The organism is Streptomyces sp. NPDC051136 (genome assembly GCF_044455745.1).
Taxonomy (GTDB): Bacteria; Actinomycetota; Actinomycetes; order Streptomycetales; family Streptomycetaceae; genus Streptomyces.
Genome location: NZ_JBITFE010000001.1, coordinates 1,242,999 through 1,268,047, shown reverse-complemented (window position 1 = coordinate 1,268,047; position 25,049 = coordinate 1,242,999). Strand labels below are relative to the sequence as shown.

Here is a 25,049-nt window from a genome sequence, read left to right as displayed (position 1 = left end):
CCCGCGGAGCGGGATACCAGGCGCGAGCGCCTGGAAATGCAGGGAATTCGCACAGCGAATTCAAAAGCATTTCCGGAGTTTCGCGAAACGCTTACGCGTTTCGCGAATTCCCCGCATAGCGGGGAATTGCATTTCCGCTTACGCTCCAATGCTCGGGGGAATTCCTGGGTGGGTAGAGGGCGTCCGCTTGCGCTCCCGCCCTACCGGTCGCAAGCGGCAGCAACAGGGGGTGAGGTGACCGCGCATCAACTCTGCCGCCAGGTAGGATCACGAACCGGTCACCACCGCCCACCGAGGCCGGCACCGCGACAGGGGTGAAGGGGGGTGCAGGACTGCGCAAGCCTTCCGTAGTGCGGCAACTGACGCCCCGACAGTCCGTCACGCTCGCCACCCTTTCGCGCCGTCCCGTATTGCCCAACCTCACACAACCGCGTCAACCATAGCATCCGCGCCCGCCGGAAGAGCGAGTATCAGCCGAACTGACGTCCTGATGCATCTAGCCTGTGCATCACATGATGCAGCGGGTAGGATCGCGAACAGATCCTCATCGTCCCACTCTCGAACGGAGACACTCACGATGGCCTCTGAATTCACCCTCCGTCCCCACCAGATTGAGGCAGTCGACGCCATCGTGACGGGCCTGGACATCCCTCCAGGGAAACGCATTCCGCCGCAGGGACTGCGGGGTACCGTAGTCAGCGCGTGCGGTACGGGAAAGACGTTCATCGGTGCGGCGGCGGTCAAGCGTCTGGTTCCGCATGGGCGGGTTCTGGTGCTGGTGCCGACGCTGGAATTGCTGGCGCAGACGGTCAAGGAATGGCGTGCTTTCGGGCATCTGGGTCCGGCGGTTGCGGTGTGTTCGATGGAGGACGATCCGCGTTTGTTCGCGCTGGAGGTTAAATCCACGACGAGTGCTCCGCAGTTGGCGCTGTGGCACGGGCAGGGCCCGGTGACGGTGTTCGCGACGTATGCGTCGCTGCCGGTGCTGATCGAGGCGCACCGTGGCGAGTACGGGCTTCCGATGGACGTGTGGGACCTGGTCCTGGTGGATGAGGCGCACCGGACAAGTGGCTCGTTGGGTAAGGCGTGGGCGGCGGTGCACGATCAGGAGCAGGTGCCGGCGATGCGGCGGTTGTACATGACGGCGACTCCGCGGATTTGGATGGAGCGGCCGGCGCCGCGGTGGCGTCGCGGGGAGCGGGCGGCCGGGGAGGAGCCGGTGCGGGACCCGTTGCCGGAGGAGATGGCCTGCTCCATGGACGATGAGGCGATTTACGGGCCGGTGCTCTTCGAGCTGGACCTGTCGGAGGCCATCGCGCGGGGGCTGCTGGCCCGCTATCAGATCGTGGTCGCCGAACTGCGGGACGAGAGTCTGACGCCGGAGCGGCTGTATGGCGAGGAGCGGTACGAGGAGACCGTGCGGGGCGAGCGCCTGGCGGTGCTTCAGGCCGCGCTGTTGGAGACGATGGCCGAGCACGGCCTGACGCGCTGTATCACCTTCCACCACCGCACCATCGAGGCGCGTGCCTTTTCGGAGGGGCTGGAGCGGGCGGCGAAGCGGCTGCATGCCGAGGACGCCGGCCGGTACCCAGAGGACGTGTGGGCGCAGTGGTTGTCGGGTGAGCATGACGCCGATGTGCGGGCGGACCGGCTGCGTGCGTTCGGTGGTCGTGCCGGGCGTGCCGTGCTGTCGAATTGCCGGGTTCTCGGTGAGGGTGTGGATGTGCCGTCGGTGGATTCGGTTGCTCTGATTGATCCGAAGGGTTCGGCGGTCGATATTGTGCAGGCGATTGGTCGGGCGTTGCGGCAGAAGCCGGGCCAGGGGAAATTGGCGACGTTGATTGTGCCGGTTTTTCTCGGGCCGGATGAGACGGCGGAAGACATGCCGTATTCGATTTCGTATCGGCCTTTGGTGAAGGTTCTTTCCGGACTGCGTGCGCATGATGAGCGTGCCGTGGAAATGCTGGCGGTTCCGCAAGAGGGAATGCAGCGTAAGGAGCAGGAGCCTTCGTATCTGGGCGAGGCGCCTGCGAAGGGTGAGGAGGAGGAGCGGGTGCTGCTCCGATTCGGTGCCCACCGGGATCCTGCGTTGATTGCGCGGTTTGTCCGGTACAACCTGTTGCAGCCGGAGCATGCCAACTGGAAGGCTGGCCACCGGGCCGCCGTCGCGTTCCGCGGTCGGACGGGGCATCTGTCGGTGCCGTACGAGCACCGGGAGTTGACGCCGAACGGGCACTCGTTCCCGCTGGGGCGGTGGCTGGCGGATCAGCGGCGGGCGGTGCAGGCGGGGACGCTGGCGGCGGAGCGGGCGGCGGACCTGGACGAGCTGGGGATGGTGTGGGACCCGTCGGAGGTGGCGTGGGAGGAGAACCTGGCCGCGGCCCGTGCCTACTTCGCGGAGACCGGCACCCTGGCCGCTCCGGTCACCGCCACGGCCCTGGACCGTCCGGTGGGTCAGTGGCTGGCCAACTGCCGCAAGAAGGGCGGTCTGGGCAAGGACCCGGCCCGGGCGCGCCGGCGGGCGGAGCAGCTGGCCGCGATCGATGAGGACTGGCGGCCGGTGTGGCCGGTGGACTGGCAGCGTCACTATGCCGGTGTGGACCGGCTGGTGGCCCTCGGGGCGGACCTGGCGGAGATCGTGCCGGGGGTGACGTCGCAGGGGGACGATGTGGGGCGGTGGCTTCAGCGGCAGCGTGAGCACGTGGTGTGGCAGGGCCTGGCGGAGGGCCAGCGCGAGCGCCTGACCGCCCTGGGCGTCACACCGCTCCCCCCGGAGCAGGAAGCGCCCGTGAAGGCGTCTCGGGGCGGTTCAGCGGCCTTCGAGCGGGGCGTTGCGGCACTGGCCCAGTACAAGGCCCGCACGGGCTCCCTGACGCCCTCCAGGGGACACGAGGAGACCGTCGTGGTCGACGGCGTGGAACACGTCGTGAAGCTCGGGGTGTTCCTGTCCAACCACAAGAGCCGTCGGGCCAAGCTCACCGGCGACAAACTCGCCGCACTCGCCGCACTCGGACTGGAGTGGGCCGCGCAGGCCCTGCCGACGGCGTAGCAGCGCGTGGAGGAACGGGGCGGGCATCGCGAGGGCGGATACCTCGGACGCCCGCCCTTCCCGTCAAGCGAACAGCCGGCACCCGGCTACTCCAGGAAGCTGAGGAAGCCCCGGCCGATCGCGAAGAAGAAGAACAGAGCAACCATGAAACCCACGATCCACCACGTCACCCGCATCACCTTGCGCTGGGTGGCGTCGTAACGTTCCCGATCCCGACGGCGTAGCGCGTCCTGCTGAGCCTTCCGCCGCTGTCTGTCCGCCGCCAGCCCGTCAGCGACAGCCCGCGGATGGGTGTACTGGACGTGCATCATCTCGGCGTTGTACTGCGGCCCGTAGTTGGTCTGCCCCTGCTGGTAGAAGTTCGACCCGGTGTTGAACTGGCCGTACTGGTCGTCAGCCACCAAGCATCCCGGTACCGCGCAAGAACGCCCCTGCCACCTCTGCCAGGGAGTTGCCCATGTTCTGGAGGCGGCCGATGCGCTCCTGGGCCTGGGCCGCGTCGCCCGCTTGCACGGCTGCGCCGGCCGCCTCCAGTTCGGCGGTCGCCTGCTGCCGTGTTCCCTCGTCGAGGGGAAGCTCCTGGACCCGGCTCAGTGCAGTGGCCAACTCACGGTTCACCGTCTGCGGGGCAACCTGGTTCACGTAGAAGGTCTCACCGTTGTAGACGGGCCCGTTGTTGATCTGGCCCTGCTGGTAGAAGTTCGCCATGCGGACATGATGGCGCAGAGTGTGATCGCAGGTGAAGAAAGTTGACAGTTGCCACACAAGCGGTCGGACGGCTTCAGGGAGCCAGCACGCCCATCTTGAACAGGATCGGCGCGAGGACGCCCACCACCATCATCACGGCCATGATGATGGCTGGCACCAGGCAGCAGCACACCTTGGGGCTGAAGAACTGGCTTCCTGGCGCTGGCGGAATGTACTCGCCATTCGCTCGCCGGACACCCTCTTCGACTGCCCGCCTGATCTCCCAAGGCTCGGGACCCTGGTAACCCCCGTTTCCCATGGCGGGGAGTGTAGCGACTCCGGCACGGGAGCAACGCCCGCACGAGCAACGGCGGCCGGGGCGGAGCCTGGTGGCAGGGAAGCGTCGCGTCAGGCGTGGAGCTGTAGGGGCAGCTCCTGGTCGTCGATCTCGCGCAGGACGCTGGAGGCGAGCATGAGCGCGGTCGTGGCGTTAGCGGCGGTGTACTGGATGGCGCCGGTGGCGTGGGCGGTTGCGTGCCGGTTGAACCCGTCCGGCACTGGTTGGGGGTGGCGGAACTCTTCCAGTGCCTTGGGGAAGGGGAGGAAGACCGCGGCCTTGCGGAACTGTCCGATGGTGCCGTCTTTGTCGACGTCGAAGGTGGGGATGCGCTGTTGGATCTTCTTGTAGCTCCACCATCCCTTGTCGGTGAGCCAGGCCGGGTTGCCGAAGGCCAAGCCGCGGAAGAGGGTGTCCCAGACGTTCGCGGCCAGTGCCTGTGCCCCGTTGAACGTGCCGTGCTTGATCATGTGCACGCACTCTGCAAGCAAGGCTCTCTGTGTAGTGATCCGGATGTCGGTGACTGCCTCAAGCGTCGCGGTGCAGGCGTCCAGGATCTCTGGCCGGCAGTCGTCGATGACCTTTGCGCGTTCTGTGGCGTCCTCAGCAGCGAGCAGCTGCTTGATGACGCCGGCGGGCGGTACCCAGGCCAAGGGGACGCCCTCCTGCATCAGGAGGATCATGTCTTTGTAGGGCAGGCTCTGCCCCTGCCAGTTCTCCGGCATCACCCTGTCCAGGCGGTCCAGCACCGGCTGCAGGGGTGCAATGGCCCGGGCGAGGCCCTCCAGTAGGTGCGGAGGGAGCTGTACCTTCGGCGCCGGTGCAAGAGCCGCAGCCACTGCCTGTCTGATGTTCTCCGTGGCCGCGCTCAGTGTCCGGGACAGCTGTGCGTCGAAGTCGTTCGTCATCCGGTTTCCCTCCCCTTGTGCGTTCGAGCATCTTCCGGCATGGATTGCGTGCTGACGCGGGCGGGTGTCACTCAATGAGGTCAATGCAGTCCGAGGGGGGTGCGTCGTTGATCTTGGTATGACGACGCAGAGCATCGACAGCAGGGTGGCTCCCGACCGAGATTTGTGTCTGGCGACGCTGAGGGTCTTGCCCCGCGAGGCCACGTACGTGCAGGAAACCCCGGGGATGACCCTGTTCTGGGAAGAGTTGGCCATTGAGCCGCCGCACCCTGCCGAGCGCTGCCCGCGCGGACGCAACGAGCACTACGTGGCGTGTTACGCCGAGATGATCACTCCCGAGGTTCGCTCAACGCTGGAGTGCACCCTGATGCCCGCTCACGACGGCGCGCACGCCGCCGAGATCGGCTTCAGCGAGGACGGTGTGTGTGATCAGGACATGTGGATGTCCTGGCAAGCCGGCGTCCCGGGCGCCCGACAGATTCATCAGCCGGGAGAATGCCGGTGGGCCCTCGGCGAGCTGGGGACCAACCCGTGCGTTCTCTTCAAGGACCACCCCGGACTCCACCGGGGCCAGGGCATCGGCTTCGTGGACGACGAAGGCCTGAACCGGCACGGCGAACGTCCCTACGACGACACCCACAGCACACAGCGCTTCTGACACAGCTCTCAGAGCCGTGCAGGCGTGGTCGCCGGGCGCCATGGATAAGAAGGGCCGTCCGAGACGGGCTCAGGTTCCTGCTGCGGCCCGTCCGGGGCCTGTCGGGAGTGACGGCGGCGGTGTGCGGCGGTCTTCGGCGGTGTTGCCCGTTGCCTCTCCATAGAGGCAACGGGCAAGCCCTACCGGTGAGGGTGCCGGGCCGAAATCGTGGTGGGCATGCAGACCACATTCCTGGACGGACTGGGTCCCGTCATCGCTGTCATCCGTTCGATCGGTGTCCGTCACGAGGGCGCCCACCAGCTGGTGACCGACGGCCTGTACGTCGGCTTGCGCCGGGCGCTGCGCAACCCGGCCTCCGACCCGCCATGCGCTACCTCACCGGGCTGGACGCAGAGGTATATGAGCACGTGCTCGCCACGTCCGGTGCCCGGGGGCTGATCGCACGGACCTCTGTCCCAGCTCCGGGTCCTGGCCGACGAGGTGCCTGTCGGGCGTCTGGTCCGGCTGACGGTGGCGTGCCAGGGAGGCCGGCACCGGTCCGTCGCGGTTGCCGAGGGCGTCGGTCGCTGCGTGTGGGAGGCGTGGGGCGGCGAGTACGGCGTCGAGGCAGAGCACCGCCACGTCGACCGCCACGTGCTGCCTGCCTCGGGGTGACCCGTCCGGGCGTCTCGCACAGCGCCCCGAAGCCATGGCAACTGGCTTCGGGGCTTTCACCCCAGTCGCGAGGGTGAGAGTTACAGGTCCTGGACGGCGCGCAGGGCGGCATCCACGCGGGCCATGGCCGCGGTGTCGACGGGGCCGAGGAGCTTGGCTCCGTCGAACCGCTCGGTGCGCAGCTGGACGATGTTGACGGCGACGGCGGTGCACGGGAGGGGGTCGCCGATGACGACGGACATGGCGGTGTCCGGGTAGCGGCCGCTGTCGTGCAGCACGATCGCGAGGACGGCTCCGTATGCCTCTTCGAGGCCGGTGAGGCTGATGATCAGGATGTTGCGGCCGTCGGGGAGTGCCCAGATTTCGCCTCGGTTCACAGGGTGTCGCCCTCGCCGGCCAGGTCGTCGCCGAGACCGAGCGTGGCGAGTTGCTTCGCTGCGTCGAGGGTGGCGGCGCGGCGGGCGGCGCGGACGACGTAGGCGTTCACGGAGAGGCCGGCCTCGGAGGCGGCGGCCCGGATCGAGGGGGCGAGGTCGTCGGGGACGCGCAGGGTCATCGTGGTGACAGACATGGTAGCAGCATAGCCACCGGTTTGTGGTGGCGTAAGGCGGTTGCAGGGCTGCGTAGCCGGTACGTACGGGCCGCGACGCTGAGCGCGGCGCGGATGTCGCGGACGGGACGGACGCGCAGTCTCGGGTTCTCCGCAGGCAGCCCAGTCCAGGGTGGATCACTTGCTGTCAGCTCCCTTCGTGGGGTGCCGTGGTTGGGGCGCTGTGCCGGTGTTCGGGGGCTCGTGGGGGTGCAGGGGGCGCGTGCTCACCGGCAGCGTGTGCTTCGTGTGTGAGCTTCCGCACGCCGGGGCGGGGAACTGGCACGGCGTACCGGACGTGCCGTCACAGAGCTTGGCAGCTCGGGGACTTGAGCAGGGCTTGAGGTTCGCGGGTGAGCGTCTATGCGACTGCTTGGTATGGCACGGAGTGTCATATTGCCGTCTGGTAGGCGGTAGTTGCCGGGAAACGGGATCCGTTGCACTCGGGTAAAGTCGCACCACCTCGTAACCCCAGGGCCCATGCGTACGCGTGGACTTCCCCGCGCGGGGTCCACGACAGATGTGGCCTCCGCGGAGCTGCGAAATCCGCAGTCTCCAAGGGAATGGGGTGATCGGTCCCGATGGCTGAGCTGGACAAGTCGGAGGGGCACTGCCGTTGTTGCAGCAGGCGGGAGCAGCCCAAGCGGGCCTCCCGGTGGCTGGGACTCCTGGTCCACGTGGCCTACGAGGTCGCGCGGAACTGGCCCTGGTAATGCGGAAAGCCCCGGTCTGAGGACCGGGGCCTGACCGGCTCATCGGCCGGCCGCACTGCACGCGGTGTGCACGGGAGGGCCTCACCCAGGATGCTTCGCGGGCGCCGGGTGGGGCTCTCCTTATTTCCGAATGCGGATACCGCCGCGCATGCAAGCGAAACCCGGCTTTTGTGATGCCTGTCACACTCGATCGGGGCGATGTCCCCACTATGCCTTGCCTTGCTGCGCTCATGCGACAGGTAGCCACATGTTGATCAGCACACATCCGGGGCCATACGCAGGAAACGGCGCTGGTAGTACCCGTTTTTTCCCATGTGTGCGTGACTGAAGTCACACACCCGATCGAGGGATGCCCCGCACTGGCGGTCGTTCCGCTTTAGGCATTTTTGTCGGGGATTCACACGTGCATAAATCCACCACTGGAGGGGTCCGGCCATGAGCCGCCGGACTTTACACGCACCCACTGACAATCACATCCGCGTCCAGGCACGTTTCTTCGCGCGCCTGGACGCGAAGAACCGCCACGGCGTCCAGCGGGGTGCCCACCCGCACCAGGCAGGCCCCGGCGGTTTCAGTGCCATGGAACCTGCCCATCCGCATCCACGGTGCCAGCGGCCCTCAGTGGAGGGCGTCAGAACTTGGCGGCGATGTAGTCGATACCGGTCAGCTCCACGTCCAGGTTCCCCGCACGGGTGCCGCCGTCGCGGAAGTAGAGCTCGCCGGCGGCGGCGGCCAGGACCTCGTTGGGGCTCTCGCCGGAGCGGCCGGCCTGCGCGTCCAGGAGGCGCCCTGCCCACGCGGGCGGCAGGTGCACGGTCAGCAGGCGCTCGCGGGATTCGTCGGTGGTGCCGATGGGCGCCTTGTAGCCGAAGGTGGCGCGGAACTCGACGGTCATGCCGCTCTGTGCGGCGGCGCGGCGCCGCGCGCGTTCACGCACGCGCGGCTGCCAGCGGGAGCGGACGGCGTCGTTGATGCGGTCCTGGATGCGGCGGGGCGGGTGTTTGCGGGCGCCGCGGCGGTAGCGGTTGACCGTATCGGCGGTCACCCCGAGTTCGGCGGCGACGGCGCGGGCCGAACCGAGCTGGCGCAGCAGGTAGTTGATCTGGCCCTTGAGGGTCTTGGGCGGGTCGGCGGTGAAGGCGTGACGGCCGGCTCTCTCCAGTGCCTGGTCGATCAGGGCGTCGTCCTGGCCTGCGGTCTGGGGGCGGATGGTGCGTGCCACGGTTACTCTCCTTCGTCCCAGACGGCGTCGGTGCCCTTGATGAGCTGTGCGGGGTTGTGGCCCTGTTCGATGAGGTCGACGGCCCAGGCCATGGTCTGGACGCCTTCGAGTTTGACCAGGCCGGGCTGGACGCCGAGGCGGAACGAGCCAGGCAGCGGCTTGCCGCTGGTCGTGTACGGCAGGACGTCCAGCGGGCTGCGGCCGGGGCTGGGGTAGACGACGCAGTCGGAGAGGACCGCGATCGGGTACAGGCCGGCGGTGGCCATGTGGCGCATCTTGCGGTGCATGTTGACGCGGGCCTTGCTGATGACGGCGGCGCGGATGTCGGGGCGCCAGGTCGGGCGTTCCAGCTGCGGCCAGCGCTCCCCCTTGACGTAGTGGAGGCCCTTGGCCCGCACGCGGAGTTTGCCGATGCCGCCCTTGGCGGTGGCCTTGACGGCGGCCAGGACCGCGAGGGCGCCCGGGTCCTGGTGGCGCAGCTGGTCCATCGCGGTCAGGAACTTGGTGTCGTCCATGCCCATGCGCACGCCGAGGTCGTCCATGGTGGCCAGCAGTGCCGTCTTGAGCCGGTCGTGCCACGGGTCCAGGTACGCGCCCGCTTCGCGGCGCAGGAATCCTTCCAGGGGGTCGACGTTGTGGCCTAGTTCCTGGGCGTAGGCCAGGGTGTGGGTCTCGTACCAGGCCGGGCCGGTCGGCCGCCGGCCGGAGGGGGTGAAGGGGTTGGGCAGGCGGGGGTCCAGCTCGATGTGGGAGAGGTCCGCCAGCCAGCACCCGGGGACCTTCTTGTCGAACACCGGACGCGTCTCGTGCACGGGCGGGCACAGGCCGACCTGGAGACGGGAAGTGGCGGCCAGGAACGCGGCGTTCACGTCCAGGCCCAGCGCGAACGGCTGCGCGGCCTCCCCCGCCAGCAGGAGGTCGAGGTCCCGCACCCACTGGAACACCTCCTCATCCAGGAAACCCCGATCCCAGCCCTGCGCCACCGGATGCTCGATCGGGGCCTCCGGCGGGGCCGGGTCGATGGGCTCGGTGCCTAGAGAGCCGGGGTTGTGGCCGGAGCTCCACGCGCCGGACGCGGCCTCGCGCACGGGCCGGGTCGGCGGGCGCAGCGCGGTCATCAGCTCCAGGCCGTTGACGGCCGTCCCCCCGCGCGGCGTGATCACCCGGGCCGCATACGTGCCCAGCACCCGGGCGATCTCCGGCGGCTCCATGGCCTCGACGCCGGGCCAGGAGCGGGCGTCCAGCGCCCCCCAGGACAGGACCGCCAGCTGCACGCACTGCCGCTGGCCGGCCTTCGCGGGACGGTAGACACGGGCCCACGGGCCGAACCCCCGCCGGGTCAGCTTCCACTTCGCCCTGGCCACCTGCCTGACCACCGGATGGTCGTCCGGCAGCCGCAGCCCGGCCCGCTGCTCGTGCCCCTCCAGCCGCTCCGGCAGCCCCAGACGCACCGCCGCCTCGGCAGTGAGCACCACCAGCGGGTCGGAGGGGCGGCCGTAGCGGTTGAGGGCGGGCGCGCCCACGGGCTGTTCCAGCGCCCACTTGACCAACTGCGGGACCGTGGTGGCCGGGCAGTCCACAACCAGGCCGCCGACCCCGTACGCGGTCCCCTCACCGTCCAGGACCAGCAACGGGCCATGCGCAAACCGCGGATCCACCTCCACACCCACCCCGGCCACCGCCCCCGCCGTGCGGGACCGGCCCGCACGGCGGGAAGACGGACGCGCGGGAGCAGCAGGAGTCTCAGGAGCGGCGGTGCCGGCCCCGGCCGCCGCAGCGGAAGACGATTGCGCCGGCGGTGCGGGCCGCTCTGCCGGGGCGGCGGGTGCCTGTCCGGCAGGGCCCGCCGGGGCAGCTGCTGCCGGGGCGGCCGGTGCTGCGGCGACGGGCGGCGCAGCAGATGCCCCCTGCCCGGCCGACGCTGCGGGAGCAAGGCCGGCAGGGTTCGGGTACTTCGCGGCCCACCCCGCCAGCAGCCGCTGATACGCCTCCAGACGCGGCGGCCGCGGCTCACTGCGCCCGTTCTCCCAGTTCTTCACCGTCTGCGCCGTCGACCGCAACGCCGTCGCCAGCCGCGCCTGCGTCACCCCCGCCGCCTCCCTAAGGCGTGCCCGCTCCGCCGGAGGTGGCAACGACGGCTCCTCCTCCAGCAACGCATCCACCAGACCGAACAGCTCCTCCTGCGACGCTGCCATGCGCCTCACCTCCAGCCATCAATCTAACAGGTTGTTAGCCCTGGATTTAGCCATTCGATATAACTCATTCGAATTGATGGGGGCGCGGGGGTGAGACGACGCAGCCCGGTGGGCGACGGGTGTCCTCAATGGGGTGGCAAGGACCTGGGCCAGCCGCCGAACAGGCGGAACCTCGTGCAGGCGCGCATGGGCGCGAACGCGGTGGACCGGGGCTGGCCGCCGGGACGTGGTGAGTACCGGTCCGGCAGCGTCCAGGGCGTCCAAGGACTTCCGCGCCCGCTCGCTCCGTGTGCGCATGTCCGCTCAGTCCCGGATGCCTGGCGGGCCAATCCGGGAGGGGTCAGCGCGGCTCTTCCGCGCCAGCGCCGGGCACGGGGCCTGAAGGGGGTGCCGTGGGCGTGTCCGGGGAGGCGAGGTAGCGGGCGCACAGGTTCGCGCCCACCGCGCAGCGTGTGGGGCCGCATTCAGTGCAGTGCATGAGGTGGCCCAGGTAGGCGGCGTAGTGAGCACCGTACGGGTAGGCACCCCAATCGACATCCATACGCCCGCTCCCCCGCGCCCGTCATCCCTCTACACCAGCAACGCTACGCCGCCGCCGATGCGCCGGTGTGCAATTGCACGTCTCATGGCTCGAATGAGACGGCTGAGTCAGGCGGCACGGAAATCGTGAGCCGGGCCGCCGCGCCACTCCACCCACCGCCGGTCATCCAGAACAGCTTCTGCGTCCTCGATGCCGGCACCTTCGAGGAACACCACCAGGTCGTGATCGCTGTAGGCCGTGCCGAGGATCTCGTCCCGGCCGTAACGGTGCACGCCGACCCGTCGCCCCCCGGAGATCGAGGGCCGGTGCACGACAATGGGCGCACGGCTCACGCCTCCAGGATGCTCCTGCCAGCCCGGAAGCGCGAGCAGCGTGTGCGGGGACACGGTCAGCGACCGGCGTCGTTGATGCCGGAGACCAACTGCCCCACGAAGTCCAGCACGCCCTGCCCGAACGCGGTCGGCGCCACGAGGACGCCGAAAACCAGAACGATCACCACGGTCAGCTTCTCGTCGTTGCGGCTACGCGCCTGAGTCCGACGGCGCAGCCGGACCACGATGATGACCGCCAACAGCACCGCCACATTGATCGTCAGCACACCCACCCCCACCGAAGAACAAACGGCCGTGGACAGGTTGCAGCCAGCACGCGCATCCGAGACGTCCGCACGTATGAGGATGGCCTCATATATCCGCCAGATCGGCCGGAACGACCGTCTTGCCATCCAGCCACGCGGATTCGCAACCGGGCCAGGTTCCGTCCGGCCAGCGGGCCAGCACTACTCCGCTCTCCTGGGCATCGACGAGGACGACGCGGGCGTCCGGCAACGCACCGTACGTACGGCCCAAGCCACGAACTTTCGGCGTGCCACCCTCTCGCTGCCCCACCTGCCGTGCATCGTCGGGCGTCCTGCTGCGGACAGCGTGAGGTGGTAGCGGTCGACTGCCTCAGGACTCACCGTGCCGCGGAACGGCATCGATTTCGCGCACCGCGTGCAGTTGCTCGACCTGGAATGCACCCGCCGGTGGATCGCCGATGGGGAACGGGCCCGAGACTCAACAGCGACGCAGCGTCGAAGAGCGACCGGCCCCACCCGTCTGGCTCCTGGAAGGGGGCACAACCCATCCGCCTACGTCCACGTCGGCGACAGCATGGTGCGGTGGCGTCCGCGCCAGCAGCGGGGGCGGTCGAAGCGATGCAGCGGCTGAAGTCGACGCTGTTGTTCTCGCTGCACCCCGATCTATAAGGCCCAGGCGAGGAGCCCGCGCCATGGGCGACCGTGCCACCTGACTATTGGGAGTTGCCGACGCACTCGCAGAGGTGAGGCAACCATCGCGACCACCGGCGGCACGCCGGGCGCCCCTCCCCTACCTCACCTTGCGAACACCGAGGTGCGCAGCGTCGTCACGAAGGGGGCAGTCGCTCACTTCTGCCCTGGCTTCGACGCCCCTCCCGCATGACGAAGGCCCCGCTCCGCCTTCGGCGCGGGGCCGTACTGCGACCGCTTCAGCTACTGATCAGCGCGCGGGTCATCTGCCATCTCCAGTCCGGTGATCAGCGCGGACATGAACGCCCGATTCCCCGACGGTGGGTTCTCCTCGTCCGCCAGGCCCTGGCACACCTCAGGCGTCCGCGGATCATCCTGCCAACCGCCGGGGCTGTAGTTCCAGTCCTCCCAGCTCGGCGCGGCCTCGGCGATGGCGGCACTGCACAGGCTCGCGGTTTCGGCTTGGCTGAGCGATGGCGCCGACGAGGGTTCGACGGTGGCAGTCGCCGTGACGGTCGCGGTGGCCTTGGCCGGCGGATCGTCGTCGGACGAGCCGGAGCAGCCGACCAGCGTGAGGCAGGCGGCGAGGGCGAGCAGGGTGGTGCGGCGCATGGTCCCCCCGGTGTCGCATGATGGTGGGCGGTGATGGTACCGGGGAGCGCCATCAAGGCGTGCAGGAACGGTGGGAGTCCCGCTGTCACGGAACGACGGGGCCCAACTGCCGGACGCCACCTCGCCCAGAGGCGGGAGCGGAAGGCTGTGGATATTTTCGGCGCTCAACAGGCAACCTGTTCGAGGATGGCGCCGGACTCGGGATCGCGGGACGCTGCCCGTCTGCCCCGCGCGGGTGCACCAGCCCACTGACCGAGCGAGCGCGTCCCGAACGCCCCGGTGGTTCAGCTACACCACCAGCGTGTGTCCCTGCGGAGGACTAACCACTGCTGCTTTCTCCATCCCACAAGATTTTTGACCGCATCGTTCAACCTTTCTGCAGCCGTAGCCCTGTAGTGGGTGAAGCCGCTGTAATTGACGGCGGCATAAGACAGTTGGAGTCGGCCGGTGACAGTGATGCACCTGGTGGGGATAGGGAGCTCAGCGCTAGTGATGCTGGTGGGCCTGCTCACACGCCCCCGAGGAGGACGTTCCAACCTCTGGGACGTCCTGCACGAGATCGCTCGCTCGCGGGGAGGAGCAGGACTGGAGCGGGAGCGCAGGGCAACCCTGGAAGTTCTGCTGGAACGACTGCCAGGCAGCCACGTCAGGCTCGAGGATTCGGACGGACCTCGCGGAAAACGTCGCACTGTGATCGATGGGGAAGCAGCCGAGGGCGGGCCCCGTGCGTAAAAGCGCGGACAGGGAGAAAGGGGCACCGCGTGCAACCTGTACCCGAGGAGGAGTTCGCTCAGTTCTTCGCCCAGTGGGAGCCCCAGGTCCGTCGATTCTTGTTTTGGTTGGAAGGCGATCACAGCGTGATCGACGATGCGGCACAGGAAACCATGCTCAGCGCTTTCCGGTACTGGGAGACTGTCCGTGCTTGTGAGAACAAGCGAGCTTGGCTGTTCAGGGTCGCGCCCCAGCGGCTGAGCGATGCTCAAGAAGCCCGATGGAAGCACGGCATGTGGACGGACCCAAGCGAGATTCCCGAGCAGCCGAACTTGAGGGATCCGATCGCGTTACGCGAGGAGCGGCTCGCCATCCTGGACGCGGTACGCAAGCTGCCAACCCAGCAGGCCACCGCCATCGCGCTCCAAATTCAATACGACCTGCCGCTGAGTGAAATCGCCAGCATCATGAAGATCGACACCGGCACAGTCAAGAGCCACTTGCATCACGCCCGTGCCGCGCTGAGACAACTACTCGGAGAGGCCGAGAGCGGTGAGTGCGGATGACGATCGACGAACGCCTTGGCGCGGCTGCCTCAGCAGTCAATGAACTGTGGGCGGACCCCACCCAAACCGAAGACCGTTACACACAACTTCGAGCGCACCTACATGGCGATGCAGTGGAACAGACACCTACCCTTCAGGAACCGGAGGAGACCGAGAGCTCCGGAAAGAACTGCACCGAGTTCCTCGACCATCTTTACGAGTTCCTCGACGGGGAAATGCCCGATGAGGACATGGAGAAGTTCATCGAGCATTTCGAAGAATGCTCGTCCTGCCTAGATAAGTATGGACTGGAACAACGAGTGAAGCGGCTGGTCAATCGCACCTGCGGCCACGACGATGTGCCAGCGGATCTGAGGGAAAAAGTCTTGAGCCGGATCGATTTGATCCGCTCGGGACAATCCGTCCCCGAACACTTGACGAACCAAGATGTGAGGGGCAATACCTGACAGCCGATTCCAAAACATGATCGGCCGCTCAATGCGGCCCGCGCAGGCGTCCTGCCAGTTTTCCGGACGCCTGCGCGGGCCTGGTGTTTAGCAGGCCGTGGCCTGCCGCGCGTCGCGGCCTTCCTTCAGACGGTGGCGGCGATGGCCAGCTCAGTGATGAGGGCCTGCCCAGGGCAAGCGTTGAGGTCGCCGGGAGCCATGGACGCCGGTCGGACAAGTAGGTGCCCGGGATGGCGTTGGTAGTGCTCCCTTGCGGCGGTTACCGTGTCATCGACTGCAGGCCGCTTCCGAGGTCAGCCTGTGCCATGTCGTCGCGCTCGGCGGGTGTGAGCCAGCGGGCGGACGATCCCGTATGGGTCCGCTCCACCCACAGCACGTCATCGACGGCCTCGGCGACAGCGTGCAGGTGGCTGATCACCATCACCAGACGGTCGCCGCCGGCCTGTGCGCGCAGGACGTCCAGTGCCAGGTCCAGAGCGGTGGTGTCGAGCGCGGCGAAGCCTTCGTCGAGGAAGAGGGAGCCGAGGGCGGGCCCGCTGCGGGAGTGCAGTTCGGCGAGGGCCAGGGCGAGGGCCAGGGATGCCATGAACTTCTCCCCTCCTGACAGGCGGTTGGGGTGGTGGGCGACTCCGGAACTGCGGCTGACGATCTCGAAGTCGTCTGTGAAACCGAACCTGCCGTCAGACATCTGTCCGAGCAGGTCGCTGGCAACGCCGAGCAATGCGCGGGTCCGCAGCGTGGTGAGGTAGCCCAGGAATTTGGCGTCGACCAGTTCGCGGCGTAGTACCTCGAGGGCTTCGTGGCGGGCTTCACCTGCGGCGATGGCGAAGTCCAGGTCGGCGGCCGGCTTGATCAGGTCGTGTGCTGCTTGCTGTGCGAGGCTCTGGTCCTCGGCTTCCTTGGTCGCCTGTGCGGCTGCGGCGACGAGAGGGTGGAGCGACTGGGGCGTGGTGAGGGCGGCCGAGGGGTCGAACCCGTCGGCGTCGGCGAGTGCGGTTGCTTCCTTGCCGAGACGGCTTTCGGCGGCGGCCGCGCATTGTGTCGCCGCGGCAGCTTGCTCGGCGAGTTGGTTGCCGAGTGTCGAGGTCGTCGCCGCGAGGGCGGCGGCGTACCGGCGCACGTCGGCGATCATTTGCTGTGCCGGAGCTACTGGTAGTGCTGGCCGGTCGCTCTCATGGAGCTGTGCACAGGCCTGGGCTGCGGCCTGAGCCCACGCGTCCAGGTTGCCGCGGAGTCTGTCCAGGGGGCCTTCTAGGCGGGCTCGGGTGTCGTGGTCGAGGGCTCGCTGGTCGGCGAGCACCGCAGTCTTCTCGGCGTGGGCTGCTTCCTTCTGGTGGAGCAGCGCTTGGAGCTCACTTTGCCTGGTGGTGACGGCTGTGGCGGCGGCATTCGTCTGTCCGGTGGTGATGGCGGTCGGGTCCGGAGGCAGCATCGCCCGGATACGTGCAGGCAGCATGGCGATGTCGGCGGCGGTCCTTGCCACGGCCCGGCTGTGGCGCTTGTGAGCCGCGGATGCCTCCTGAAGGTCGCGCTGGTGGGCCTTTGTTCGTTCCGCCAGTGCTTTCCGGTCTGCTTCGGTGCGAGCGGTGTGGCGGTGGGTTTCGTCCCTCATCTGTTCCGCGCGGACGGTGGCGGCGTGTTCGCAGGCGGTAATGGTGTCGAGGGCCGTCGCGGTGTCCTGTTCGTGGTGCGCGGCGGCGTCGGTGGTGGCGTCGGCCAGGGCCGCGGTGGCTGCGGCCAGCTGCGTTGAGGCTGAGGCGTCGAAGGTAGCGCCTGCCTCGGCGGCCTGGGCCGCAAGGATCCGCAGAGCCCGCACTGCATTCTCGATGGTCTCCTGCGCCGTTCTCTGAGCCTCGTCGCGCTCGTGGTGGCGTTCGAGGACTGTTTCGTCGGCAGCGGCTGCGGTGGCACGGGCTTCGGCGCGCAGAGCAAGGGCTGTGTCGTGTGCCTTCTTTGCCTGCTCCCGTTGCGTGTTCGCCTCGGTCAGGTCGTCCGTGTCGGTCTGCTCGGGGTGGAAGTCGTCCGGGAGTTGCCGACGGCACACGGGACAGTCGTCTCCCGGGTGCAGCTCGGCGGCGATCGCGGTGGCCTTCTTCTTCAGCCGGAGCGCTTCCAGGTGTGCCTCGACCGCGGTGAGGTCTTCGTAGGCATTGGCCACCCTCGTCTCCGCCGGGACGAGGTCTTCGCGGGCGGCCCCCTGTCGGCGCACCGCGGTGGTGTGGGCGCATGCGGCGGCGGCGACGTGTCGTGCCGCCGCGAGGGCCGCGTCCCACGCGGTGCGAGAGGCGGCGGCGTGCGCGCGGACTTGCTTGCTGCTCTCGGCGGCGGCGCGGGCTGCCTCCGCCGTCGCTTCGGCGCGGGCGGTGCATTCGGTCAGTTCTGTCTCGGCCTGGGTGATGGCGTCGCGTTCACTGTCCAGCTGGGCGGTGAGGGAGGTCAGCCGGTCGCGTTCGGCGCGGTGCTCTTCGGCGGTTTCCGCGAGAGTTTTCAGGAGCATCGTGGCCTGGGCGAGGGTGTCGCGGCCTTCTCCTTGTGTTTCTGCTGTGGTGATAGCCCTGGTCGCTTCCTCGTCCCTGGCCTCGGCCTGTTCGGCACGCCGGTTGAGGTTGTCGTGCCGAGCAGCGAGGTCGGCGGCCTCGGATTCGAGGCTGTCGAGGACGGTGGAGGTGTCGGCCATCTCTCGCGTCGTCAGGGTCTGGGAGGCGTTGGCGAGGGCTGTCGCGGTCTCCCGGGCCTGCGAGGCTTCCTCTTGTAGTGCGGTGATGCGAGTGACGGCGGCGTGCAGGCGTTCGGCCCGTGCTGCGGCTGCAGCGGCGGCCGCACCGGCCGTGGCGGCCGTCTCCTCGGGGTTGGCTGGCATCGGGGCTCGTTTGGCCCGGGCTTCGCCCAGCAGTTTGTCGAGCGTGTGGCCGTGGCGGGCGGCCAGGTTCCGAATCGTCTCGAGTGACTCGGCGCCGAACAGTTCACGGAGCCGTTCGCTGCGTTGCCTGGGAGCGGCGGTGAGGAGCTGGTCGAACTTGCCCTGTGGGAGCAGCCCGACGCGCAGGAAGGTGTCGTAGCTCATCTGCAGTACCGCTTTGATGCGGTTGTCGACAGGGGCGGCGCCGTCGGTCTCCTCTCCGGTGTCCAGGTTCTTCAGGTGGTGCCGGCCGGCGTTGGGGTTGGTGGCGTGCATGGTGCGGTGGACACGCCAGTTCTGCCCGTCGTGCAGGAAGGTGAGTTCGACGCTCATGGCCTGTGCACCGTCGGCGATGAGCTGCCGGGGTTCTTTGGCGTCCCAGGAGCTCTTACGGAAGAGGGCGAAGGTGATGGCGTCGAGGAGGCTGCTTTTGCCGGCGCCGGTGTCACCGAGGACCGCAACCAGGCTCTTGCCGGTGAAGTTGACGGTCTCCTGGGCGGGGTAGCTGCGGAAGCCGGTGAGGGCGAGTGTCATCGGCTTCATCGCGTCGTCTCCACGTCGGTGTCGGGGCTGGTGAGCAGGTTGGAGCGGTCGAGGGTGTCGAGGGTGTCGAGGGGCTGTCCGGCGATGGCTGCGGTCAGCAGGGTCTGCTCGCAACAGGGTGTGGGGTCGTCGGGGTCGGGTTCGGCTCGCAGGTGGGCGAAGGTGTTCATGGCGCGGTCGAGGGCCGGGCCGCCGGTGCCGCGGTCGGCGAGGTAGTCGTGCAGCAGGTCGTCGATGTCGGGCAGTTCGGTGGCGGATGTCTGCCGGTCCAGTACGCGATGGGTTGTGCCGGCGCGGCGCTCGTCGATGTCAACGAGCGTCGCCTGAGGCAGCATCTTGGCGAGGGTGTCTGGCAAGGAGGGGTCGAAGGATTCGACGTTCACCACCGCTTTCACCCAGGCGTCGCCCACGCGGGCCGCGCGGTGGGCGATCTGTTCCAGGGTTCCTTCGAGGCGGACCAGGCGGCGGCCTGCGGTCAGCGGCTCGAGTTCGATGCGGGGGGTGGTGCCGGGGCCGATCTCGGCGAGGACGACGCCCTTGGTGTCGCCGGTCTCTCCGAAGTCCATCTGCAGTGGGCTGCCGGCGTAGTAGGCGGGGAATCCTGAACGGCCGACGGGCTGGGGTTTGTGGATGTGGCCGAGGGCGCCGTAGGCGACTTCGGGCAGGTCTGCGGCTGCAGCCGCGTATTCGGCGTTCAGGGAGATCCGCCGTTCCGAGTAGGACGGGGTGGCACCTTCCACGAACAGGTGGGCGGCGTAGACGAGGACGTCCCGGGGGCCGCGGCCGGCGGCCAGGCGGCGGTAGACGTCGGCTTGGACGGTGCGCAGGCGCTCGGTGTATGCGGCGGTGGTCAGGGCGGGGTCGGCGAAGTTGTAGGTGAAGCGGTTGGGATGCAGGTAGGGCAGTGCGCCGATGCGCAGGGTGAGCTCCCCGTTTCTGGTGGGGTATTCAGCGATGAGCAGTCCGTCGGGGCGGGCGTCGGTCGCGAAGCGGATCCGGGTCTGGTCTCCTTCGCGGGCGCCCATGTCGTTGAGGATGTATTCCAGGAAGGTCAGGACGTGCGTGGTGTCGTGGTTGCCAGCGACGACGACCACGGGTGCGATCGTGCTGAGGCGGCGCAGCGTCTGGGCCGCGCGGCGCATGTCGTCCAGGCCGGGGCGGGGGCTGTCGAAAAGGTCGCCGCTGTGGACGATCAGGTCGGGCGTGTAGTCCTCGGCGATGGCGATGATCTCGTCCAGGACGGCATCGACTTCGCTGTCCCGCCGGTGTCGGCCGATCTGGCGGCCCAGGTGCCAGTCGGAAGTGTGGAATACGCGTCCCGTCACGGGTGCCTCCAGAGGAACGGCCTGCGGGGCGTCGCGGGTTGCGTCGCCGCGGCCGGAGGTTCGAGGACCTCGACTGTACCTCGAATCACTGGAAGAAGTCTGGAAAACTCTGGAACTCTGGTAGCGTCTGGTGCATGAGTGATCCGCTGGACGCCCTGGAAAAGAGCATCGCCGCCCTGCGCCGCGCAATCCGCGATGCCACCGCTGCCGGTGACACCGAACGCGCCGGCGAGCTGCGGATGCAGCTGCGCCGCGCCGAGCGGGCCTGGGACGCCCTCCTCGACACCGATGGACCGGCAGCCGCCCCGCCTCCCTCCGCACCGCAGGCAGCTCCCGCCGCCCGGGGATCGCAGCTCCCGGCACGTGAACACGTCCACCGTGCCCTCATGCTTCTCCGGGCCCCGGCCGCGCCCAAGCTGATCGTGGGGGTCCACGAGGCGTTCTTCCCGGGCGAGTTGTCCGCGTCCAAGCTGTCCAGCCTGCGCCGGGACGAGGAGCGTTCCTACCGCTCCAGTCCGGGAGCCCGGCCGTACTACCTGTGCCCCGCACTGGCGCACGATCTGCTGACACCGGTGCGGGCACTGATCAGCATCAGCACCTGGACGCTGGAGCAGCGCATCATCGGCCCGCTGTCACCGCGCGTGGACTTCCTCACCAGCGCGATCGGCATCGCCGAAGCGGTGCAGACCTCCTCCGAGTCCACGGCAGACGGTCCTACTCCCCAAGCCCAGCGACTGCTGTGGCGCTTCGCCGCCAACATCCCCGACGCCATGCCGAAAACCGCCTCCGGCCACGAGGGTGCTCTGGATGCGCAGCGGGTGATCGGTGCGGCCGTGGCCGAGCTGGAAGTGCATACAGACGCCGACCGTGCCACTCGGGTGGCGGCCGCGCGGCGGGCCCGCAAGTCCCTCGAAGACGACGAACAGTTGTTCGGCGCGCCCCTGCGGGGTGTGACGCACCTGCGGTCGGCCCGCGCCTGATTCTCCTCTCTTCCCTGCATCCTTTTCTTCTCCGCAAGGATCTACGAGACCGTGAAAGAACCAGTCGACGACCGACTCACCGCACTGCGCGGCTCCGCGAAGCGCCTGGACTACAACGCCCGGTCGCTGGCGGCCCTGGAGAACAACCCGCGCTGCACGCTGCGCGCCCTGTTGGACGCCTCCGGATCCGACAAGGCCGCGATCGCCACACACATCGGCCATCCTCCGTCCTTCGGGCAGTCCTCCTTCGCTCTCGCCCGCGGCAACGCCTTCGAGGCGATGGTGAAGGAGCACGGCTGCGCGGAGCTCCTGCGCGTCCTGCGCGAGACCTTGGGGCTGACGCTGCCAGAGGTGGGCTACGAGGACCTGAACGACGTCGGTGGCGACGGCCGGTCCAAGCAGCGCCACGAACGCACCGAGGAGGTCCTGCTGCGGGCAGCCCGCGGCGAGAGCGAGGGCACCTTGTTCGACCACCCGATGCTGCGCCTGCAGATCGGCGGGCACACCGCGTTCCTGGAGCCGGACCTGGTGGCCTTCCGTATCGACGGACGTTTTCACGTCGTGGAGATCAAGAGCTTTCCGATCATCGACGAGCAGGCGGACTCCGCGCAGGTCCGGGCAGCGACCACGCAGGCGTGTGCGTACATCATCGCGCTGCGTGACCTGCTCGGGCGGGCCGGTATCGGTGCGGAGGCCGTCTCCGACACGATCGTGCTGGTCGCGCCGAAGGACTTCACCAACCGCCCGACCGGAGCGTTCGTCGACGCACGCAAGCAGGTGGCGGCCCTGATCCGGCAGCTGTCCCGGATCGAACGCATCGGGGACCTGGTGGACCTGCTGCCCGAGGACCTCACGTTCGACCTGGCGCCGGATGCGGACGACCGCCCCCGGCGCCCGGCCAAGGAGCTGACCGAGGCTCTGGACCAGGTCCTCGTGACCTACCGCCCGGACTGTCTCAACCACTGCGAGATGGCCTTCTACTGCCGCTCCCGCGCCCGCGCGGAGGCCTCACTGGATGTCCTCGGGCCGGTCGTGCGCGAGCAGTTCGGCGGCATCGACACCACGACCATGGTCATGGGGCTCGCCCGCGGGGAGCTGACGCCGAGCGAGGATCAGGTGGAGATGGCCGCGGCCCTGCGGCACGCCGCCCGGCTGCGCGCAGAACTGGAAGACCTCGGGGGTGCGGCATGAGCACGCTGTCGGCGCTGGCGCGTGTGCAGGCGATGGAGTCGATGCAGGCGGTGCCCCTGACCGAGTTCCGGCACCGGCACCTGTCCGCCCGGCCGCTGGTGATCGTCCCGCTGGCCATGGCCGGAGAGGCCGGTGCTCCCCTGGCCGCGATGGCCGGCTCCGCCAAGAGGAACGGGACCCTGCTCGTCGTGGCCCAGCCCCGCAACCGGGACCAGCGGTTCGAGTTCGCCGCGGGCCTCGGCCGGATCGTGATGGACTACATCGATTCCTTCCGCCAGGACCGCCGCGGGGAAGGCGAGCGCTCCCGGTACACCGACGCGCCGCAGATCCTGGTGCCCAACCCCGGCGGCATCAAGGCTCTGGCCGACCTGGGCCGCATGTGCCGCTTCCGTGAAACATCCGGCCCCTACGCGGTGCCCGACGTCGTACCGGAGTTCGGCATGTGGCTGACCTTCCTGGCCGACAGGGCCGAGCAGGCCGGCACCTCCACGCTGCTGCCCATCACCGGCTTGCTCTCCGAGCACTGGGCGACCGGCCAGAGCACGCTGGAGAACCAGAATCTCGCCTCCCTCATGGCCTGGATCGCTCCCCCGCCTGGCTTGAGTGTCGAGCAGGCCATGGCCGAGGCGGAGAACCCGGACGTGTGCCCGCCGGCGGGCCCGGCGACCTCCCCCGCGTTCGACAATCGCGACCTGGCCCCGGCGATCAGGAGATTCGACACGGCGCGCGCACTCGGCGATCCTCGCATGCTGACCGCTGCCGAAGCCGAGCTGCGGGAGCTGATCGCGGGCCAGATCCAGCCCACCTGGCGCATGGTGTGGGACGCGATGTCGCTGCTGCGCTCCGTGCCCGAGGCACCGCGGACCGCCAAGCGCTTCGAAGGCGACTGCAGGGCCTTCACGGACTACTCCGACTACCGTGACTCCGGCGGTCTCCCCCAGCGCAGACGGGACAACGCGATCGGTGCGGCCCGGCGGCTGGGCTGGCTGGAGCGCGCGCTGGCCGACTTCGAGTCCGACATGGCCTTCGACGATCGCTTCGTACTGGCCGACCGGCGCAGTGCCGGGGAGGCGTTCGCCGGGACGGTCGTGGAAGCCGACCCCGGCCGGACGGTCACCACGGACAAGAACAGGCGAGTACCGCGACCGCGCATCACCGTCCGCACCGAAGACCCCGTGCGGCTGGCCGCCGACACGAAACTGATCAGCCCGTCTCTGCCGGCCGGCCACAAGGCCGTGATCGTCTCCGTCGCCCCGGACGGCAACTTCACACGGGTCCTGGTGGAGGTCACCGGCGGAATGGGACGCGGCCGTACCCCGAAGCAGGGCAGCGTGCCGGAACCGGGCCAGCGTCTCGCCTACCTGCCCGATCCCGGATGGCGCCCGACACCGCAGTTCCCGGCCTCCGACGCCACCCCATGGACGCACAGTGCCGCCGGCGGGGCCGATGCCGACCCCGCCGTACCCGAGGACGCCGCCGCAGAGGAGTGGGGCAATGACGACTGATGCCAGCACGACACCCGACCCGGCAGCGGCGGCCGCCGCTGCCACCCAGGCGGTCCTCGCGGACATGGCCGACGGGCGTCACCAGGCCGTGGTCGTCGACTCCCCACCCGGCGCCGGCAAGAGCACCCTGGTGGCCCGCGCCGCCCAGGAACTCACCGACGGCGGCGAACGCCCTATCATCGTCGCCCAGACCAACAACCAGGTCGACGACCTGGTCGCACGCCTGGCCAGGGAACACCCTGGCAGCGCCGTCGGGCGACTGAGCGCCACCGGCTACACCCCTCCCCCGGCCCTGGGCACCCTGACGAACACCACCGTCGGCCGCACCCTGGCCGACCTGTCCGGCTGCCGGATCATCGTCGCCACCGCCGCCAAGTGGGCCACCGTCCGCGACACCACATTCGGCTGGGCGATCCTGGACGAGGCTTACCAGATGCGTTCGGACATGCTGCTGCAGATCGTCGAACGCTTCGAGAAGGGGCTGTTCGTCGGCGACCCCGGTCAGCTGGACCCGTTCACGATCGTCGGCACCGAGCGCTGGATCGGGTTGCCGCACGACCCGACGCAGAACGGTGTCAGCGTGATGCTGGAGCACAACCGGAACATCCCCGTGCACCGGCTGCCGGTCTCCTGGCGCCTGCCGCCCTCGGCCGCCCCCACCATCGCCCAGGCGTTCTACCCGTTCAACCGCTTCACCGCCGGAACCGAGAGAAACACCAGATCCCTGGAGTTCCGCACCGCCGGGCTCGCCCGAACCGACCTGGACGAGACCCTCGTGCAGGCGTTCACCAGCGGCTGGGCCCTGCACGAGCTGCCCCGCCGCCACGTCCCGCGCACCGACACCCAGACCATCCAGACCGCCGCCGACCTCGCCGGCCGGCTGCTGGAACGCGGAGCGGTCGCCACCTGCGAGCGCCACCAGAACGGCCGCTCCCTGGGCCCGGGCGACATCGCCATCGGCGTCGCCCACCGTGACCAGGCCGACCTGGTCCGGGCCGCCCTCGCCCGCACAGGCAACCCCGGCGCCCCGGGCGTGGCCGTGGACACCGCGAACCGGCTGCAGGGCCGCGAGTTCGAAGTCGTCATCGTCGTGCACCCGTTGTCCGGACGCCGCGACGCCACCGCCTTCCACCTCGAGGCCGGGCGGCTGTGCGTGCTCGCCTCCCGCCACCGGCAGGCGTGCATCGTGGTCGCCCGCGAGGGCATCGCCGACCTCCTGGACAGCCACCCCTCGACCGATCCGGTGCACCTGTCCGTGCGCGCCAAGTTCCCGGACGGCTGGGAAGCCAACCAGGTCATGCTGGACAAGCTCGCCCAGCACCGCGTCGCCGCCTGATCCACGCGTCACTGCCGCCCGATACCGCGGCCGCTCCACTGGTTTTGCGTAATTGCTTTATCTTCCGGCTTTTGTCATTTCTCGTCCCTAGGGCCTCTGCGTCCGCTCATTCAAA

General features: G+C 68.8%; 23 protein-coding genes. 10 read left to right on the top strand and 13 right to left on the bottom strand.

Annotation, left to right across the window (positions count from 1 at the left end; genetic code table 11):
- Positions 1-577: 577 nt before the first annotated feature.
- Positions 578-3,049 carry a Helicase associated domain protein gene (locus tag ACIBCJ_RS05590; RefSeq protein ID WP_365980857.1) on the top strand — a complete coding sequence of 824 codons (2,472 nt, stop codon included), beginning with the start codon at positions 578-580 and terminating at the stop codon, positions 3,047-3,049.
- Positions 3,050-3,135: 86 nt separating this feature from the next.
- On the opposite strand, the gene ACIBCJ_RS05585 is transcribed toward ACIBCJ_RS05590, so the two are convergent.
- From ACIBCJ_RS05585 to ACIBCJ_RS05570, 4 genes are all read right to left on the bottom strand, one after another.
- Positions 3,136-3,450, bottom strand: a complete 315-nt coding sequence (locus ACIBCJ_RS05585) for a hypothetical protein (protein ID WP_365980858.1) — start codon at positions 3,448-3,450, stop codon at positions 3,136-3,138.
- Complete coding sequence (locus ACIBCJ_RS05580; RefSeq protein ID WP_365980859.1) at positions 3,443-3,757, bottom strand: hypothetical protein; 315 nt, start codon at positions 3,755-3,757, stop codon at positions 3,443-3,445. The genes ACIBCJ_RS05585 and ACIBCJ_RS05580 overlap by 8 nt, the downstream gene beginning before the upstream one ends.
- A gap of 73 nt (positions 3,758-3,830) precedes the next feature.
- Positions 3,831-4,055: a hypothetical protein gene (locus tag ACIBCJ_RS05575; RefSeq protein ID WP_365980860.1), complete on the bottom strand. Its 225-nt coding sequence runs from the start codon at positions 4,053-4,055 to the stop codon at positions 3,831-3,833.
- A gap of 89 nt (positions 4,056-4,144) precedes the next feature.
- Positions 4,145-4,981 (bottom strand): hypothetical protein, encoded by an 837-nt coding sequence (locus tag ACIBCJ_RS05570; protein WP_365980861.1) that lies wholly within the window; start codon positions 4,979-4,981, stop codon positions 4,145-4,147.
- 118 nt (positions 4,982-5,099) lie between these two features.
- Here ACIBCJ_RS05570 and ACIBCJ_RS05565 point away from each other — a divergent pair, with 118 nt between their 5' ends.
- The 3 genes from ACIBCJ_RS05565 to ACIBCJ_RS05555 all read left to right on the top strand — a co-directional run bounded on the left by ACIBCJ_RS05565 (position 5,100) and on the right by ACIBCJ_RS05555 (position 6,293).
- Entirely contained in the window at positions 5,100-5,639 is a 540-nt protein-coding gene (locus ACIBCJ_RS05565; RefSeq protein ID WP_365980862.1) for a hypothetical protein, read from the top strand.
- A 216-nt stretch (positions 5,640-5,855) separates the two neighbouring features.
- The gene (locus ACIBCJ_RS05560; RefSeq protein WP_365980863.1) at positions 5,856-6,077 is read left to right on the top strand and encodes a hypothetical protein; all 222 of its coding nucleotides are present in this window, start codon (positions 5,856-5,858) and stop codon (positions 6,075-6,077) included.
- A 42-nt stretch (positions 6,078-6,119) separates the two neighbouring features.
- Positions 6,120-6,293 carry a hypothetical protein gene (locus ACIBCJ_RS05555; protein ID WP_399281841.1) on the top strand — a complete coding sequence of 58 codons (174 nt, stop codon included), beginning with the start codon at positions 6,120-6,122 and terminating at the stop codon, positions 6,291-6,293.
- An 80-nt stretch (positions 6,294-6,373) separates the two neighbouring features.
- Here ACIBCJ_RS05555 and ACIBCJ_RS05550 read toward each other — a convergent pair whose 3' ends face one another.
- The 7 genes from ACIBCJ_RS05550 to ACIBCJ_RS05520 form a co-directional block, all read right to left on the bottom strand.
- Entirely contained in the window at positions 6,374-6,670 is a 297-nt protein-coding gene (locus tag ACIBCJ_RS05550; RefSeq protein ID WP_365980864.1) for a hypothetical protein, read from the bottom strand.
- Entirely contained in the window at positions 6,667-6,864 is a 198-nt protein-coding gene (locus ACIBCJ_RS05545) for a toxin-antitoxin system HicB family antitoxin (protein ID WP_224228317.1), read from the bottom strand. The genes ACIBCJ_RS05550 and ACIBCJ_RS05545 overlap by 4 nt, the downstream gene beginning before the upstream one ends.
- A 1,362-nt stretch (positions 6,865-8,226) precedes the next feature.
- A complete protein-coding gene (gene tpg, locus ACIBCJ_RS05540) occupies positions 8,227-8,817 on the bottom strand; it encodes a telomere-protecting terminal protein Tpg (protein ID WP_365980865.1) in 591 nt (196 codons plus the stop codon).
- Positions 8,818-8,819: 2 nt separating this feature from the next.
- On the bottom strand, positions 8,820-11,012 hold the full coding sequence (gene tap / locus ACIBCJ_RS05535; protein ID WP_365980866.1) for a telomere-associated protein Tap: 2,193 nt from the start codon (positions 11,010-11,012) through the stop codon (positions 8,820-8,822).
- A 648-nt stretch (positions 11,013-11,660) separates the two neighbouring features.
- Entirely contained in the window at positions 11,661-11,885 is a 225-nt protein-coding gene (locus ACIBCJ_RS05530; RefSeq protein WP_365980867.1) for a hypothetical protein, read from the bottom strand.
- A 56-nt stretch (positions 11,886-11,941) separates the two neighbouring features.
- Positions 11,942-12,151: a hypothetical protein gene (locus ACIBCJ_RS05525; RefSeq protein ID WP_365980868.1), complete on the bottom strand. Its 210-nt coding sequence runs from the start codon at positions 12,149-12,151 to the stop codon at positions 11,942-11,944.
- Between the two features lie 912 nt (positions 12,152-13,063).
- Positions 13,064-13,432: a hypothetical protein gene (locus ACIBCJ_RS05520; protein ID WP_365980869.1), complete on the bottom strand. Its 369-nt coding sequence runs from the start codon at positions 13,430-13,432 to the stop codon at positions 13,064-13,066.
- Positions 13,433-14,193: 761 nt separating this feature from the next.
- Between ACIBCJ_RS05520 and ACIBCJ_RS05515 the strand changes: the two genes are divergently transcribed.
- Both ACIBCJ_RS05515 and rsrA read left to right on the top strand, forming a co-directional pair.
- Entirely contained in the window at positions 14,194-14,709 is a 516-nt protein-coding gene (locus tag ACIBCJ_RS05515) for a sigma-70 family RNA polymerase sigma factor (protein WP_365980870.1), read from the top strand.
- A gap of 113 nt (positions 14,710-14,822) precedes the next feature.
- Entirely contained in the window at positions 14,823-15,155 is a 333-nt protein-coding gene (gene rsrA, locus ACIBCJ_RS05510; protein ID WP_365981086.1) for a mycothiol system anti-sigma-R factor, read from the top strand.
- 259 nt (positions 15,156-15,414) lie between these two features.
- Here the strand turns inward: rsrA and ACIBCJ_RS05505 are convergent, their stop codons facing one another.
- Complete coding sequence (locus tag ACIBCJ_RS05505; protein ID WP_365980871.1) at positions 15,415-18,597, bottom strand: AAA family ATPase; 3,183 nt, start codon at positions 18,595-18,597, stop codon at positions 15,415-15,417.
- Positions 18,594-19,922: an exonuclease SbcCD subunit D gene (locus tag ACIBCJ_RS05500; protein WP_365980872.1), complete on the bottom strand. Its 1,329-nt coding sequence runs from the start codon at positions 19,920-19,922 to the stop codon at positions 18,594-18,596. The genes ACIBCJ_RS05505 and ACIBCJ_RS05500 overlap by 4 nt, the downstream gene beginning before the upstream one ends.
- 134 nt (positions 19,923-20,056) lie before the next feature.
- Here ACIBCJ_RS05500 and ACIBCJ_RS05495 point away from each other — a divergent pair, with 134 nt between their 5' ends.
- The 4 genes from ACIBCJ_RS05495 to ACIBCJ_RS05480 are packed head-to-tail and all read left to right on the top strand — an operon-like array spanning position 20,057 to position 24,934.
- Positions 20,057-20,902: a hypothetical protein gene (locus ACIBCJ_RS05495; RefSeq protein WP_365980873.1), complete on the top strand. Its 846-nt coding sequence runs from the start codon at positions 20,057-20,059 to the stop codon at positions 20,900-20,902.
- Between the two features lie 51 nt (positions 20,903-20,953).
- Complete coding sequence (locus ACIBCJ_RS05490) at positions 20,954-22,093, top strand: hypothetical protein (protein ID WP_365980874.1); 1,140 nt, start codon at positions 20,954-20,956, stop codon at positions 22,091-22,093.
- Positions 22,090-23,598, top strand: a complete 1,509-nt coding sequence (locus ACIBCJ_RS05485) for a hypothetical protein (RefSeq protein ID WP_365980875.1) — start codon at positions 22,090-22,092, stop codon at positions 23,596-23,598. Before ACIBCJ_RS05490 ends, ACIBCJ_RS05485 begins: the two co-directional genes overlap by 4 nt.
- Positions 23,588-24,934: an AAA domain-containing protein gene (locus ACIBCJ_RS05480; protein ID WP_365980876.1), complete on the top strand. Its 1,347-nt coding sequence runs from the start codon at positions 23,588-23,590 to the stop codon at positions 24,932-24,934. The genes ACIBCJ_RS05485 and ACIBCJ_RS05480 overlap by 11 nt, the downstream gene beginning before the upstream one ends.
- The last annotated feature ends 115 nt before the right edge of the window (positions 24,935-25,049 follow it).